We start from the raw sequence: 13,858 nt of genomic DNA, 5'->3' as shown, positions 1-13,858 counted from the left end.
GCAGGATTGAGACCATGAACAACACTGAAAGCAAACGTAAACCTTACGTCCGCGAAATGAAGAAAGACTGGTGGCTGAAGAACGCCTTCTACACCGGTTACATGATCCGCGAAGGCACCAGTATCTTCGTCTCCATCTACGCTGTTGTGCTGATGTGGGGTCTGATGCGTCTGGTACAGGGTCAGGAAGCGTTCAACGGCTGGCTGGAATCCCTGCAAAGCCCGATCGCCATCCTGTTCCACGTGATTGCGCTGGCAGCCTGCCTGTTCCATGCCAAGACCTGGTTCGCTCTGGCGCCGAAAGCCATGCGTATCTTCCGTGGTGAAGACCTGGTGCCGGAGAAACCGATCGTCATCGCCCAGTATGTGGCGCTGGCGGTGGTGTCCCTGCTTGTCCTGATCATCGTGGCCTGAGGAGAAAACAATGAGACGTTCTGACGAGCCAATTTACTGGGGTCTGTTTGGTGCGGGTGGCATGGTCGTTGCCATGCTGCTGCCGGTCATTGTCCTCATCACCGGTCTGCTGGTACCCATGGGCATCATGGACGTAGAGACCATGAGCTATGACCGCGTTCTGGCATTCGCCAGCTCCTGGTGGGGTGCCTGCATCCTGCTGGTGATCATCGCCCTGCCGATCTGGCACGGCATGCACCGTATTTACCACGGTCTGCATGATCTGGGGATCCACACCACCAAGCTGCACCACTACGTGTTCTATGGCTTTGCCTTCCTGGTATCTGCCATTACCGTCGGTCTGCTGATGGTGCTGGTACTCCAGTAATCACTACGCAACTGATTGAACAAACCGGGCCAAGTGCCCGGTTTTTTATTGCCGCGTCCCGACGCACCCTTACCGCTGATTTTTTCAACAAATTAAACAAAAACCGGATCTTCTTCTTTTCAGAGGACGATCATCCTCACATATCACCAACGTCACCCCGCATATCAGCAAGGCTCCTTGACCCCCATCAAATAATTGATAGCCGTATCAACCATAATTCATCCGATTAAATAATTATTCATGTGGAGCTATCTATGAGCGAAAAAAACCGTCCGGTAACGATCGGCTGTTATCTGGCACTGGCCTTTGCCGTTGTCTTCTTCTCCGGGCTGCTGCAGTCCAATCAGTGGTACGGGGTATTTGACTTCACCACGCTAAACGGTTCGTTCGGCACCATGGTGCAGAGCGTCAGCGAAAACGGGGATGGTATCAAAACAGCCATGACCGACATGCGTGGCAAGGGAGGCAATGGCGCTCGCGATGGCTTCCTGTTCGCCCTGACCCTGATCCCCACCGTGATGTTTGCCCTCGGCATGATCAACGTGCTGGAGCACTACGGCGCACTGGATGCCGCCCGCAAGCTGCTGACTCCGCTGCTGCGCCCGCTGATGGGGATCCCGGGCAACACCGGCCTCGCCCTTATCGCCTCGCTGCAGAGTACCGATGCGGGTGCTGCCATGACTCGCCAGCTCAAGGATGAAGGGCTCATCACCAAGCGCGAGACCGACGTGTTCACCATGTTCCAGTTCTCCGCTGGCGCCACCATAGTCAACTTCTTCTCCTCCGGTGCCGTGCTCTTCACCCTGACCCTGGCTGACGGCACCCAGGCTGTCAGCTCCTCCATCGGGCTGGCAGTCGCCGTGATGTTCGTCTTCAAGTTCATTGGCGCCAATCTGTTCCGGGTCTATCTCAACCTCACCGAAGGCAAGAGTGCCGACAACAGCAAACGCGATCAGACCCTTACCACCCAGGAGCAAGCCAAATGAGCCAGGCCAACGTCAAGAAACCCATCGTCACCGATATCTTCGTCGAAGGGGCCAAGAAGGGATGGGTCATCGCCACCACCTCCACCGTCCCCAACGTGCTGATGGCCTTTGTCATCATCAAAGCACTGCAGATCACCGGCGCGCTGGACGCCATGGGCGCCATCTTCTCCCCCGTCATGGCCATCTTCGGCCTGCCCGGTGAAGCTGCAGCCGTGCTGATCGGCGCCTGGATGTCGATGGGTGGCGCAGTCGGTGTGGTCATCACCCTGTTCGATCAGGGGATCCTCAACGGCACTCACATCGCCATTCTGGCGCCAGCCATCTACCTGATGGGTTCACAGGTGCAGTACATGGGCCGCATCCTCGGCTGTATCGGTACCGAAGGGCGCTATATCCCGGTCATGATCGCCATCTCGGTGCTCAACGCCTTTGGCGCCATGCTGGTAATGAACATCATCCTGTGACCCCGGATCTGATAGTGGAGCAAACAATGACTGTTTCTTTGGATCAATATCTGGCCGAGTTGGCCCCCCTGATCAATCTGGATTGCGGCTCTCTGCACCAGCCGGGCATTGCCACAGTGGCCGAGCTGATGGCCGCCAAATACGAGGCGATGGGCGGCTGGCAGATCAAACGGGTCGACTGCGGCATCGCCGGGGTCGGGCTGGAGATCCGCAACCAGCCGCAGGCCGAGCAGATCGACATCATGCTGATCGGTCATATGGATACCGTCTTCCCGGTCGGTACCGCCGCCGCCCGCCCGATGAGTGTCGATGGCGAGCGCGCCTACGGCCCCGGCGTCTCCGACATGAAATCGGGTCTGCTCAACATCGTCTATGCCCTGCGGGCACTGCCCCGCGAGGTGCGCGATCGCCTGAGCATATGTATCTGCATGAATCCGGACGAGGAGATTGGCTCCCTCCACTCCAGCGACTGGCTGGCTGCAGTGGCCAAACAGGCGAAGCAGGTGCTGGTGGCCGAAGCGGCCCGTGCCGATGGCTCGCTGGTCAAGGCTCGCAAGGGAATGGCACGCTATCGCATCGACTTCACCGGCAAGGCGGCCCACGCCGGCAACGAGCCGCAGAAGGGACGCAGCGCCATCACCGAGCTGGGCCACTGGATCCTTGCCATCAACGCCCTGACCAACTTCGAGAGCGGCACCACCCTCAACATCGGCATTGTCGAGGGGGGCAACGGCGCCAACATAGTACCGGCCCACGCCAGCGCGGTGGTGGATGTGCGCTTCTGGGACAATCAGGAGTACAGCCTGGTCAACGATCATCTGTTGACCCTGGTCGAGCGGCCCCATCTGGAAGGGATCACCATCAAGCTGACCCGTGAGGCGCATAAACCGGCCATGGTGCCATCAGAAGGCACTGAGGCGCTGATGGCGCTGGTTGAAGCGTGCGGCGCCGAACTGGGGCTGCCCATTCGCTGGCAAGAGGTAGGGGGCGGCTCAGATGCCAACCTCACTGCCGCCCTCGGCATCCCCACGCTGGATGGTCTGGGCCCTATCGGCGCCGGTTTCCACAGTGACGAGGAGTATCTCGATCTGGCCAGCATTGGCCCTCGCATCGAACTGCTGGTGAAGGTGCTGACCCGCATCGCGGCCTGATGGTTTTCCCATAAAACGGAAGAGCCAGCCGGTTTGCACCGGCTGGCTCTTTTTTCATCTGATAAATCTGAGTGATTAGCCTTCTTGGCACTTACTCCATCGGCGGCAGGAAGCGGCGCATCACCTCCTCCGCATGACCCTGCTCCTGAAATGCCACCAACGTCTGATTCAGGCGGGTAACCAGCTCGTAGGCACGAGGCGATCCCTTGCTGACCAGCAGATAGAATCCCTTGCGACTTGGCAGGGCGAGATTGAGTAGACCGGGTTCGCTCTGGTAGATGCCCAGGGTTAACCCGCCAACCAGCGGCTCAATCTCGCTTGGCAGGAAGTCACAGCGATCCCGCCCCAGCATGTCGAGCGCCTGTTGCAACTGCTTGACCCGGCGTGGCTCCTGCGCAAGTCCATAGGGGGCATAGTTATAGCCAATCACGCCGCATACCCGTGAGCTGTTGACCGTCTGCAGATCGGGCGTTTCAGGATAGCGGCGCTTGAGATAGAAGAAACCGAGATGGGTGTAGTAGAGCGGCACGCTGTAGAAGGCGAACTCGGCACGCTCCGGCTTGTAGCTGGCATCCCAGGTCAGCTCGCACAGGCCGTTCTGGTGATAATCCGCCAGCTCCTGCTGCACCCGCGCCCAGGGCAGATAGCGGATCTGGTAGGACAAGCCATTTTTCTTGATGGCATCGAGCACCAGCGTGGTGGCCGAGCCGGTCAACCGACTGGTATCGGGCACCCCATCCTTGCGCTCCCAGTAAGTAAAGGGGGCCCACTCGTTGCCCTCCCCCAGACAGATCTGTACCGGCTTCTCTGCCGCTCTGGCAAAGCTCGCCGGTATCAGCATGGCAAGGCCCAGCCCTGCCAGCAGCAATCGGGTTCGTCTCATCCCTCTCTCCCCACTCATGCCATCATCTTGCGACGCGTTACTGTGCGGATTAGTCCACTGCCGCTGCCTCACCGCCTTGCGCAACACCGGATTGCCACATGGCCAGCAAGGGCGCCGGAATGGCGCCATAGTGCAGCGCCGGCGTCTGGTGCCACTCGGCCAACTTTTGCAGAGCCTTCGCCAGATCCTGCGCAAGCTGGCGGGTCACTCTCACCCCGGCTTCCAGATAGAGGCTCTTGATCTCGAAGACTCCCTGCTGGCGATGGGCCTTGGCATCCATTCTGCCCACCAGCTTGCCACGATGCAGCAGCGGCAACACGAAGTAGCCGTACTGACGCTTGGGCGCCGGGGTATAGCACTCGATACGATAGTCGAAGTTGAACAGTTCACTGGCTCGCTTGCGATCCCATACCAGCGGATCGAACGGCGACAAGGCGGTGGTATGGGTTGCCTTGAGGGTGCCCGCCTGTGCCCTTGCCAGCTCATCGGCCAACGAGGCATGCACAAAAGCGCCGTGCTGCCATCCCTCCACCCGTACCGGCAGCAGCTCCCCCTCGTCCGCCAGTTGATGGAGCAAGGCGTCATATTTGCCACGCCGCAGCCGGTAGTAATCCGCCACCCAGCCAGTTTTGACCAGCCCCAGCGCCCGGCAGCTGGCGCGCACCATATCCCGCTGCGCCTGCTCGACGCTCGGCAGATCCCGCTCATCACGCCACTCGGGGAGCACCCGCTCGGCCAGGTCATAGACCCGCTGAAAGTTGCGCCGCTCCCGCACCATCAGCTGACCGGTGGTAAAGAGCACCTCCAGATGGCGCTTCTCCGGCTTCCAGTCCCACCAGCCGTTCCCCTTGCCGGTTGTGCGTTCAAAGTCAGCCGCCCGTACCGGGCCATGGTGGCGAATGCGCTCGATAAGCTGGCCGATCTCCTGCTGATGGGTAGCGAGCCAGTTGGCCGAAAACTTCCAGCCCATGGCGGCAGGGTCGAGCATTCGGTGGCGCAGCAGCCGGTAATCCTCGCGGGGAACGAAACAGGCCTCGTGGGCCCAATATTCGAAGATCTCGCCGTCGGCCAGCAACTGCTCCAGCCAGCGAGGCTCGTACTGACCGAGACGGCTAAAGAGCACCAGATAGGGGCTACGCGCTACCACCGAGATGGTGTCTATCTGCAGCAGCGCCATGCGGCGGATGGTCGCCAGCAGATCGGCCGGGGCAGCCTTGCCGCGGCGCGGCACCAGCAGCCCCTGCGCCGCCAGCTGCAAATGACGGGCATCCTGTAGCGATAAATGGGGGATAGACATCAAACCACTCCTTGGTAACCGACCTCCAGCATGCCCGAACAGCGGCCAAATAAACATGGGGAAGAGTTGATGGCCCCTCCCCCAGCTTTATGCCGGGTTGTTTGGCAGTACCAGCCGGTTCACCACTGCCATGATCTCCTGATAGGTGGCTTCTACCGTCTCGGGGGTTGGCTCCAGAATGAGGTCATCGGCATAGCCGTTGATGAGGGAGGTGATCTGGCGCGCCAGTCGTCCGGTATCAGCGGCCATGAAGTCGCCGCTGTCGATCCCCTTTTGCAGGATCTGCTCCAGCACCTCGCGCCATGCCTGAATGGTCTTGCGGTAACTCTCGGCAAATACCGGGTCGCGTAGCGACTCGTTCCATGCATCCAGATAGATGGCCCAGGAGGCATCCTGACTGGTCGGCAGGTTGTCCCGCACGAACAGTGGCAACGCTTCACGGGCCGGCAGCGGCAACAGCCACTCCCGCTGCTCGGCTATCTCCTGACTGGTGAAACGCTCCACGGCGCAGAGACAGAGCTCTTTCCAATCCTTGAAGTAGTGGTAGACGTGGCTGCGCGCCAGACCGGTGCGCTCGGCCACATCACGGGTGGAAGAGGCTGCCATTCCCTTCTCCCGAAACAGGGCCAGTACGGCCTCGATGATCATCTCTTTACGCTGTTCTGCTGATGGGCGTGCCATCTTACCTCCTGCGATATCAATCGTTCTGCTTGACTTTGAGCGACCGCTCAAACAAACTTTGAGCACTTGCTCAAAGTTAGCATTTCCGACATCTTAGGAGATAACCCATGACAACACCAACCACTTCGGCAGCCAGTTGCAACGAGCAGGCCACGCCGTTGCCACACTCGGCCGGTCGTTCGCTGGGGGCGATTGCACGGGCCAATCCCCTCAAGCTGGCGGGCACCTTCTCGCTGGTCGCCCTCGAAAACATCCTGCTGGTGGCTTACCCCCTGTTCGCCGGCTTTGCCATCGACGCCATCGTCAAGGGACTGTGGTGGCAAGCCTCGAGCTATGCCCTCATCGTGCTGCTGTTCTGGCTCATCGGCGCCCTGCGCCGGGCGGTCGATACCCGCACCTTTACCCATATCTATGCAGCGCTGGCGGTGCCGGTGATCCTGGCCCAACGTCAGCAGCAGGAGGGGCAATCCACCATAGTGGCGCGGGTCACCCTGGCACGGGAGTTTGTCGACTTCTTCGAGAAACATATCCCGATCCTGGCCACCAGCCTGGTCTCCATCATGGGTGCCGCCATCATGCTGACGGTGATCGAGTTCTGGGTCGGTATCGCCTGTATGGGGGTTCTGCTGCTGTTCGGTCTGTTGCTGCCCGGTTTTTCACGCAAGAACCAGCTGCTGCATGAGCGCCTCAACGACCGGCTGGAGCACGAGGTCAAGCTGGTGACGCACGCCGAGCAAATCAGGCTGACTCGTCACTACCGCACCCTCGCATGGATCCGTATCCGGGTATCGGATCGGGAGGCGCTCGCCTTTCTGGCGGTCGGCGTCAGCGCGGCCCTGCTCTTTTTGCTCGCCATCACCATGTTGATGGCCCAACCCCAGGTCTCCGCAGGCCATGTCTATGCTGTGATGACCTACCTCTGGAATTTTGTCAGCAGCCTGGATGAAGGGCCCGGTCTTGCCGACCAGCTCGCCCGGCTGCGGGATATCGGACGCCGGGTCAATACGGCGCAACCAGCCAGCAACACCGAACAAGCAATCTGAACCCGGAGCAAACCATGAACCCGACCACCCTCTGCCAACGAGCGTTGACCATGTGTATCAGCTGTTTTTTCCTCGCCGCCTGCGGCCCCAAAATGAGCGACTTTGAGCCCAACACCAGCTACTGGTTCAAGGAGAAACCGGCAGAGGAGAGTGCCCCGCTGGCACAAGATCTGAAGGTAGATATCGCCATCATAGGTGGCGGCTACAGCGGCCTCTCCAGCGCCTGGCATCTGGCAAAGGCCAATCCGTCGCTCAAGATTGCCATCTTCGAGGCCAAACAGGTCGGCAGCGGCGCCTCGGGCCGCAATGGCGGCATGGTGCTGCCGGGCTCCGAGGTGATGGACCTCTATGAAGAGGGGGAAGCGAGCAAGCGCCACTATGATCTGACGGTCGCCAGCATGCACAAGCTGCAAGCACTGGTTGAATCGACCGGCATCGATGCCGATATGAGGCTCGATGGTTATGTGGAGGCGATCCTCGATGAGGAGGATATTCCCGAGTACCGCGACTATGTAAAAACCGCCAATCGCCTCGGCATCCCGCTGCAATACTGGAACGCCGACACCACCGAAGAGAAACTCGGCACCGACCGCTACGCAGGCGCCGTCTACGACCCCAATGGCGGTCAGGTACACGCCATGAAGCTGGTTAACGCCCTGCACAAGGCGGTGGAGCAGGCGGGCGTCACCATCTATGAACAGAGCCCGGTGCTGGGGATCAAAGAGGGGAAGCAGATCGAACTGAACGTGGCCGACAAGTACAAGGTGACCGCCGACAGCATAGTGCTGGCGACCAACGGCTACACCTCAAAACTTGGCTACTTCAGCGGCCGGGTCTTTCCGGTACACGCCCAGAGCGCAGTGACCGAACCGCTTACCCGGGATCAGCTCAACGCCATCCAGTGGCAGAGCCGGATGCCCTTCTATGACACCCGCAACATCCTGTTTCATCTGGTATTGACCCCGGACAACCGGATCGTCATCGGCGGTGGCAATGCCGAGTACGTCTTCAACGACGGCCTCAACTACAAGGGAGACCTCAATCGGGTCAGCGCCATGATGATGAAGGAGCTGGTGACACTCTATCCGGCCCTCAAGGGGATCAAGTTTGAACAGGTGTGGGACGGGGTGCTCGGCATGACCGGCGACAGCACCGAAGCGGTGGGGGTGATGGGAGATCACAAGAACATCTACTACGCCCTCGGCTACAACGGCCACGGCATCAACCTCTCCTTCCTGTTTGGCGACATTGTGGCCAGCCTCTATCAGGGCAAGGAGCACCCCTGGTTCAACCACGCCGAGCAGACGCTGCCGATGTGGCTACCGCCGGAGCCGTTCAAGTCAATCGGCGTCAAGTCGGCCCTGATGTACTACCAGTGGCAAGACAAGGGCTACGACCAGTAACCCACCAACGAGCAACAGAACAAGGCACGCCTCAAGGCGTGCCTTTGTGCAATACCGCCACATCGGCATGAGGCAACTCAAGCTCGGCCTGCCAGCGAGCAGCCAGCACCCGAAACGACGCCTCGGCAAAGAAGACGATATGGGTAGGATCGTGGCGGTAACGCCAGTTCTTGAACCGCTCGTCACCGAGCACCCGCTGGGTTTGCAGCACCAGTATGCCGCCGGGCCTGAGGCAGGCCCACAACCGGTCAAGCACAGCGCGCGGTTCGGCAATGTGCTCGATCACCTCGGTACTGGTGATGAAGTCATACTGACGCGTCAGCAACTCGGGAAAGTCGGCATAGAACTTGTCATACCCAACCATGTCGTAACCCGCCTCGCGTCCCATCGCCACCAGCGCAGGGCCGGGACCACAGCCAAAATCAAGGCCGCTGGCAGGTAGCAGCACCCGCCCCAGCACCTCGCCAAAAGCCCGCATCAAAAAAGTGCGATAACGGGGATCATCCACCCGGTTATCGTGGCCGTCGTAGACCGCCTTCTCCGCCGTCTCATCCAGATGATCGCCCGCATCCAGCCAGACCAGCTCGCACTGGCGACAGCGGTGATAGCGCTTGCCCGCCACCGGCAGGGGATAGGAGTGATGGCTGGCACACAGGGGGCAGCAGGCAGTCGATGACATGGAATACCTCGGGATGGCGACAGGGGGGCAGCTTGCCTGCCGTACCGGATGCTGACAACTTTTTTTGCCGCTTAAGGGTTTCTTAAGTTTGGGCTTTTACTCTGAACCCATCGCAAGAGAAGGAGTCTCCCCATGACCACCGAGATCCAAGCCCCCTACCGGTTGATCCTGGCCGAATCAGAGCAGCAGGTCATGGCGCTGCAAGCCTATATCCAGGATGCCTACACCCTGGAGTTCAATGCCCGCATTCCCCATTTTCTGCCCTGCCTGATCGGACTCTATCGCGCCGACGGGACGCTGGTGGGTGCCTGTGGCCTCAACCGTGCCAGCAGCCAGGCCGGCGAGCATCGCCTCTATCTGGAGCAGTATCTGGAGCAACCGATCGAAGCCTCCATCGAGACTCGCCTTGGTGTTCGCCCCAACCGCCAGCGCATCATCGAGGTGGGCAATCTCGCCTGTCGCGAGCCGGGCAATGCCCGCCTGATGTTTGCCGCCCTCTGCCGCATGCTGTGTGACAACGCCCTCGACTATGTGGTCTTTACCGGCACCGCCAAGCTGCGCAACAGCTTCACCCGCCTGCGCCTCAATCCGGTCGAACTGGCCCCCGCCTAGGCGCATCAGGTCGGTGCCGACGCCGCTGCCTGGGGCGAGTACTACCGCTGCCAGCCCAAGGTGATGGTGGGAGATATCAATCAGGGGCGGGCAGTGCTCGCCCAGAGCAGCCTGCTGCTCAACCTGCTGGCCCCCATGCCAGTGCTTTTTACCGATGCAACCCTGACCAGTGAGAAAAGGTGCGCCCAATGAGCCTGTTCGACGCCATCGCCAAACATGCCCGCGAGAATCCGCAATCACCTGCGCTGCTGAGCAGCCAGCAGCGGCTCGACTACCACAGCCTCTGGCAGCAGATCCAGCATCTGGCTGGCAAGCTGCAGCAAGCCGGCATCAAGCGCCTTGCCCTGCAACTCGACAACGGCTTGCCATGGGCGCTGATGGATCTGGCCTGCACCAAAGCCGGGATCGTGGTCATACCGGTGCCCCACTTCTTCAGCCTTGAGCAGCAAGAGTGGCTGCTGGAGAGCAGCGGCGCCGATGCGCTGGTTGGCCCGGCCCATCAGGGGTGGCACGCCGCCGAGCCGCTGTTGCTGGTCAGCGGCGAACTGCCGCTCTGGCGCCGCAAACCGGCAAACCTCTCGGCATTGCCACAGGGCACTGCCAAGATCACCTACACCTCCGGCACCACGGGCCAGCCCAAAGGGGTCTGCCTCTCGCTGGCCAGCATGATGGCGGTGTGCGAATCGCTGGCCGAGCGTGTCGCGCCAGCCAAGGTGGAAAAACACCTCACCCTGCTGCCGCTGGCCACCCTGCTTGAGAACCTCACCGGCCTCTATGTGCCGCTGCTGACCGGCGCCTGCAGCCGCATCCCGTCGCTCGGCGAACTCGGCTTCACCGGCTCCAGCTCGCTCAATCCAGTCATGCTGGGGGAGGCACTGCTGCGCTGGTCAACTCACAGTCTGGTGCTGGTGCCCGAGCTGCTGCGCCTGCTGCTGGCGCTCTGTACCAGTACCCCGGTGCTGGCCCAGCAGCTGCGCGGTCTGCGCTTTATCGCCGTCGGCGGTGGCAAGGTTGCCCCCGATCTTATCGCCCATGCCCGCCAGCTTGGTCTGCCGGTCTACGAGGGGTATGGCCTCTCGGAGTGCTGCTCGGTGGTGGCCCTCAACACCATGGGTACTGACAAGCCGGGCAGCGTTGGCCGCCCCCTGCCCCATACCTGTGTCACCATCGGTGACGATGGCGAGATCCTGGTACGCGGCAGCGCCATGCTGGGATATCTGGGTAGCGATGAGTCAATCCCCGAGCTGATTGCCACGGGAGATCTGGGCCGCCTCGATGAAGAGGGCTACCTCCACATCACCGGGCGCAAGAAGAATGTCCAGATCACCGCCTTTGGCCGCAACTTCTCCCCCGAGTGGGTCGAGGCTGAAGCCCAGCTCTGCCCCGCCATCGCCCGTATCGTGGTGTTCGGCGATGGCCAGCCCGCCAACGTGGCGCTGATCCAGCCCCTGCCGGGCAAAGAGGCAGAACTGCCACAACAGATCGAAGTATTGAATCGTCGTCTCCCCGACTACGCCCGCCTGCACCACTGGCTGCCGGTGGCACTTGACCAGCATCCCGGGCTGCTCACCGCCAACGGGCGGGTGCGCCGGGAAGAGACCTATCGCCAGTTTGCCCAACAGATCAGCCAGTGCCTTGCAACCGGCACCACAGGAGAATCCTCATGAGCTTCTATCAGACTCTGCAACAAGCCACTGCCACTGAGCGCGAGCACCTTTTCAAGGCCCCCATCATCGAAGCTTGCCGCCGTGGCGACATCAGTCGCGACACTTATCTCGCCTTTCTGGCTCAGGCCTACTACCACGTGCGCCACACAGTCCCGCTTTTGATGGCAACCGGTGGCAAGCTGGGTCAGGAGTACGAGTGGGTACGCGGCGCCATTGCCGAGTACATCGACGAGGAGTACGGCCATCAGGAGTGGATCCTCAATGACATCCGCGCCTGTGGCGGCGATGCCGAGGCGGTTCGTCATGGCCAGCCCGGGCTGCCCATCGAGCTGATGGTCGCCTTCCTCTACGACCAGATCCAGCGGGGCAACCCCATGGGTTTCTTCGGCATGGTCCAGGTGCTGGAAGGCACCAGCGTCGCCATCGCCCTCACCGTAGCCGACCAGCTGAAAAGCGGCCTCGGTCTGCCCCCGCAGGCAATGAGCTATCTCAGCTCCCACGGCACCCTGGATCAGGAGCACCTCAAGTTCTTTGAATCCTTGATGGATCAGGTCGAGAGTCCGGCGGATCAGGCCGCCATCATCCACTCCACCAAGGTGGTCTATCGCCTCTACGGCGAGATGCTCTACAACCTCACCGCCACGCCGTGACCAGAAGGAATCCGCATCATGAAACTTGAAGGAAAAACGGTGCTGCTCACCGGCGCCAGCGGCGGGATTGGCGAGGAGCTGGCCCAGGAGCTGGCTGCACAGGGTGCCCATCTGCTGCTGCACGGCCGCCGCGCTCCGGCGCTGGAGCGTCTGTGCAAGTCGCTGCCGCACCCCGAGCGCCATCAGGTGGTGATCGCCGACCTCGGCTCCGCGCAGGAGCGTGCCAAGCTGTTGCAACACCCGGCGCTGGATAACGGGCTCGACATCCTGATCAACAACGCCGGCTGCAACCAGTTTGCCTGGCTGGAAGATCAGAGCAGCGAGCAGGTCGAGCGCCAACTGCTGCTCAATATCGAGGCGCCGATCCAGCTGACCCGCGCCCTGCTGCCCCGTCTGCGCAAACCGGGGATCATTATGAACATGGGGTCAGGGTTTGGCGGCATCGGCTACCCGGGCTACAGCGTCTACTGCGCTACCAAGTTCGCCCTGCGCGGCTTTAGTGAGGCGTTGGGACGGGAGCTTGAAGGGAGCAGCATCAAGGTGCTCCACTTCGCCCCCCGTGCCACCCGTACCAAACTCAACTCCGAAGCGGCCTACGAGATGAATGCGGCGCTCGGCACCCAGACCGACAGCCCGCAGGAGGTAGCCGAAGCGGCCATCATCGCCCTGTGCAACGAGACCCGCCGCAGCTGGCTCGGCTGGCCGGAGAAGCTGTTCGTGCGGCTCAATGCCCTGCTGCCCGGCATCGTCGACAAGGCGCTGGCCAAACAGCTGCCCATCATTAAACGCTATGCCCGCCAACAGCCGGGCATGGCCGAGAGCGGCGCGACGCTGCAGCCTGATCTCTCACGCCCCATCCCGACCAAAAAGGAACTTTGATATGAACGTTGCGCTAAAATCCGCCACCTCCTGCGTCATCGCCCTCCTGCTTGGCTCGACCTGCGCCCAGGCAGCCACAGACGCCCTCGCCCCCATCCAGCAGCAGTGGGCCGTCTGCCAGTACCAGCAGAGCGGCAAAGCGAAAGAGAGCTGCCTCGAAACCCTGAGCACTCAGGCCGAAGCGGCCAGCGCCAAGGAGCCATTTCGCACCGACCTGCTCATCTGGTCGGCCATCGTCAAGAGTACCTGGGCTGGCGCCAAGGGCGGGCTGGGAGCGCTGGGGCTGGTGAAAGAGGCCAAGGCCAAACTGGAGCTGGCCATCAAGCAGGATCCCAAGGCGCTGGAGGGCTCCGCCTATACCAGCCTGGGTTCGCTCTACTATCAGGTGCCCGGCTGGCCGGTCGGCTTCGGTGATGACGAGAAGGCGGAGCAGCTGCTCAAGCAGGCGCTGGCCATCAACCCGACCGGCATCGACCCCAACTTCTTCTACGGCGACTTCCTGCTGGATCAGGGCCGCAAGGCTGAGGCCAAAACCTATCTCGACAAGGCGATGGCAGCTCCAGCGCGCCCGGGCCGGGAAGTGGCGGACGAGGGCCGCAAAATGGAGATCCGCGAGCGGCTCGCCAAGCTGTAAAGTTCTGCCATATCAGAGATCTATTTAAACTCTGCCCACCAGCTTGCAT

Annotated in this window: 15 protein-coding genes and 1 pseudogene; 12 read left to right on the top strand and 4 right to left on the bottom strand. The window is 61.3% G+C overall.

The window, feature by feature from the left end; translation table 11 throughout:
- Positions 1–14 precede the first annotated feature (14 nt).
- The 5 genes from AAHA41_RS09990 (at position 15) to AAHA41_RS09970 (ending at position 3,381) form a co-directional block, all read left to right on the top strand.
- The gene (locus AAHA41_RS09990) at positions 15–413 is read left to right on the top strand and encodes a fumarate reductase (protein WP_033112664.1); all 399 of its coding nucleotides are present in this window, start codon (positions 15–17) and stop codon (positions 411–413) included.
- Positions 414–423: 10 nt separating this feature from the next.
- Positions 424–780, top strand: a complete 357-nt coding sequence (frdD, locus tag AAHA41_RS09985) for a fumarate reductase subunit FrdD (RefSeq protein ID WP_033112665.1) — start codon at positions 424–426, stop codon at positions 778–780.
- Between the two features lie 254 nt (positions 781–1,034).
- Entirely contained in the window at positions 1,035–1,766 is a 732-nt protein-coding gene (locus AAHA41_RS09980) for a nucleoside recognition domain-containing protein (protein ID WP_041210002.1), read from the top strand.
- On the top strand, positions 1,763–2,230 hold the full coding sequence (locus tag AAHA41_RS09975) for a YjiG family protein (RefSeq protein ID WP_041210001.1): 468 nt from the start codon (positions 1,763–1,765) through the stop codon (positions 2,228–2,230). The genes AAHA41_RS09980 and AAHA41_RS09975 overlap by 4 nt, the downstream gene beginning before the upstream one ends.
- A 26-nt stretch (positions 2,231–2,256) precedes the next feature.
- Positions 2,257–3,381: a M20 family metallopeptidase gene (locus AAHA41_RS09970; protein ID WP_323070945.1), complete on the top strand. Its 1,125-nt coding sequence runs from the start codon at positions 2,257–2,259 to the stop codon at positions 3,379–3,381.
- A 91-nt stretch (positions 3,382–3,472) separates the two neighbouring features.
- Here the strand turns inward: AAHA41_RS09970 and AAHA41_RS09965 are convergent, their stop codons facing one another.
- The 3 genes from AAHA41_RS09965 to AAHA41_RS09955 all read right to left on the bottom strand — a co-directional run bounded on the left by AAHA41_RS09965 (position 3,473) and on the right by AAHA41_RS09955 (position 6,242).
- Positions 3,473–4,264 carry a hypothetical protein gene (locus tag AAHA41_RS09965; protein ID WP_323070944.1) on the bottom strand — a complete coding sequence of 264 codons (792 nt, stop codon included), beginning with the start codon at positions 4,262–4,264 and terminating at the stop codon, positions 3,473–3,475.
- A gap of 49 nt (positions 4,265–4,313) precedes the next feature.
- A complete protein-coding gene (locus AAHA41_RS09960; RefSeq protein ID WP_323070943.1) occupies positions 4,314–5,561 on the bottom strand; it encodes a winged helix-turn-helix domain-containing protein in 1,248 nt (415 codons plus the stop codon).
- Positions 5,562–5,648: 87 nt separating this feature from the next.
- Positions 5,649–6,242, bottom strand: a complete 594-nt coding sequence (locus AAHA41_RS09955; protein WP_139395343.1) for a TetR/AcrR family transcriptional regulator — start codon at positions 6,240–6,242, stop codon at positions 5,649–5,651.
- Between the two features lie 107 nt (positions 6,243–6,349).
- Between AAHA41_RS09955 and AAHA41_RS09950 the strand changes: the two genes are divergently transcribed.
- Together AAHA41_RS09950 and AAHA41_RS09945 are read left to right on the top strand one after the other, a co-directional pair.
- Positions 6,350–7,285 (top strand): ABC transporter six-transmembrane domain-containing protein, encoded by a 936-nt coding sequence (locus AAHA41_RS09950; protein ID WP_323070942.1) that lies wholly within the window; start codon positions 6,350–6,352, stop codon positions 7,283–7,285.
- A 14-nt stretch (positions 7,286–7,299) separates the two neighbouring features.
- The gene (locus AAHA41_RS09945; RefSeq protein WP_203975249.1) at positions 7,300–8,688 is read left to right on the top strand and encodes an FAD-dependent oxidoreductase; all 1,389 of its coding nucleotides are present in this window, start codon (positions 7,300–7,302) and stop codon (positions 8,686–8,688) included.
- Between the two features lie 31 nt (positions 8,689–8,719).
- On the opposite strand, the gene AAHA41_RS09940 is transcribed toward AAHA41_RS09945, so the two are convergent.
- Positions 8,720–9,367, bottom strand: a complete 648-nt coding sequence (locus tag AAHA41_RS09940) for a class I SAM-dependent methyltransferase (RefSeq protein WP_323070941.1) — start codon at positions 9,365–9,367, stop codon at positions 8,720–8,722.
- 132 nt (positions 9,368–9,499) lie between these two features.
- Between AAHA41_RS09940 and AAHA41_RS09935 the strand changes: the two are divergent.
- The 5 genes and pseudogenes from AAHA41_RS09935 (at position 9,500) to AAHA41_RS09915 (ending at position 13,809) form a co-directional block, all read left to right on the top strand.
- Positions 9,500–10,171 (top strand): annotated as a pseudogene (locus tag AAHA41_RS09935) (thermostable hemolysin).
- Positions 10,168–11,646, top strand: a complete 1,479-nt coding sequence (locus AAHA41_RS09930) for an AMP-dependent synthetase/ligase (protein WP_323070940.1) — start codon at positions 10,168–10,170, stop codon at positions 11,644–11,646. Before AAHA41_RS09935 ends, AAHA41_RS09930 begins: the two are co-directional and overlap by 4 nt.
- Positions 11,643–12,296, top strand: a complete 654-nt coding sequence (locus AAHA41_RS09925) for an iron-containing redox enzyme family protein (protein ID WP_033112674.1) — start codon at positions 11,643–11,645, stop codon at positions 12,294–12,296. The genes AAHA41_RS09930 and AAHA41_RS09925 overlap by 4 nt, the downstream gene beginning before the upstream one ends.
- An 18-nt stretch (positions 12,297–12,314) precedes the next feature.
- Positions 12,315–13,175, top strand: coding sequence for an SDR family oxidoreductase (locus AAHA41_RS09920; RefSeq protein WP_323070938.1), 861 nt, complete (start codon positions 12,315–12,317; stop codon positions 13,173–13,175).
- Position 13,176: 1 nt separating this feature from the next.
- Positions 13,177–13,809, top strand: a complete 633-nt coding sequence (locus AAHA41_RS09915; RefSeq protein WP_043850158.1) for a tetratricopeptide repeat protein — start codon at positions 13,177–13,179, stop codon at positions 13,807–13,809.
- The last annotated feature ends 49 nt before the right edge of the window (positions 13,810–13,858 follow it).

This window comes from Aeromonas sp. SER (assembly GCF_038739615.1).
In the GTDB taxonomy this organism is placed as follows: Bacteria; Pseudomonadota; Gammaproteobacteria; order Enterobacterales; family Aeromonadaceae; genus Aeromonas; species Aeromonas jandaei.
The sequence above is the reverse complement of the archived record's forward strand: the minus strand, read 5'-3'. Positions and strand labels throughout refer to the sequence as shown.

What these genes read in the sequence shown, in the direction of transcription:
- AAHA41_RS09970 (WP_323070945.1), top strand. Translation starts at nt 2,257, where the DNA reads ATGACTGTTTCTTTGGATCAATATCTGGCCGAGTTGGCCCCCCTGATC.
- AAHA41_RS09955 (WP_139395343.1), bottom strand. Translation starts at nt 6,242, where the DNA reads ATGGCACGCCCATCAGCAGAACAGCGTAAAGAGATGATCATCGAGGCC.
- AAHA41_RS09980 (WP_041210002.1), top strand. Translation starts at nt 1,035, where the DNA reads ATGAGCGAAAAAAACCGTCCGGTAACGATCGGCTGTTATCTGGCACTG.
- AAHA41_RS09990 (WP_033112664.1), top strand. Translation starts at nt 15, where the DNA reads ATGAACAACACTGAAAGCAAACGTAAACCTTACGTCCGCGAAATGAAG.
- AAHA41_RS09965 (WP_323070944.1), bottom strand. Translation starts at nt 4,264, where the DNA reads ATGAGACGAACCCGATTGCTGCTGGCAGGGCTGGGCCTTGCCATGCTG.
- AAHA41_RS09920 (WP_323070938.1), top strand. Translation starts at nt 12,315, where the DNA reads ATGAAACTTGAAGGAAAAACGGTGCTGCTCACCGGCGCCAGCGGCGGG.
- AAHA41_RS09940 (WP_323070941.1), bottom strand. Translation starts at nt 9,367, where the DNA reads ATGTCATCGACTGCCTGCTGCCCCCTGTGTGCCAGCCATCACTCCTAT.
- AAHA41_RS09950 (WP_323070942.1), top strand. Translation starts at nt 6,350, where the DNA reads ATGACAACACCAACCACTTCGGCAGCCAGTTGCAACGAGCAGGCCACG.
- AAHA41_RS09925 (WP_033112674.1), top strand. Translation starts at nt 11,643, where the DNA reads ATGAGCTTCTATCAGACTCTGCAACAAGCCACTGCCACTGAGCGCGAG.
- AAHA41_RS09960 (WP_323070943.1), bottom strand. Translation starts at nt 5,561, where the DNA reads ATGTCTATCCCCCATTTATCGCTACAGGATGCCCGTCATTTGCAGCTG.
- AAHA41_RS09930 (WP_323070940.1), top strand. Translation starts at nt 10,168, where the DNA reads ATGAGCCTGTTCGACGCCATCGCCAAACATGCCCGCGAGAATCCGCAA.
- frdD (WP_033112665.1), top strand. Translation starts at nt 424, where the DNA reads ATGAGACGTTCTGACGAGCCAATTTACTGGGGTCTGTTTGGTGCGGGT.
- AAHA41_RS09975 (WP_041210001.1), top strand. Translation starts at nt 1,763, where the DNA reads ATGAGCCAGGCCAACGTCAAGAAACCCATCGTCACCGATATCTTCGTC.
- AAHA41_RS09945 (WP_203975249.1), top strand. Translation starts at nt 7,300, where the DNA reads ATGAACCCGACCACCCTCTGCCAACGAGCGTTGACCATGTGTATCAGC.
- AAHA41_RS09915 (WP_043850158.1), top strand. Translation starts at nt 13,177, where the DNA reads ATGAACGTTGCGCTAAAATCCGCCACCTCCTGCGTCATCGCCCTCCTG.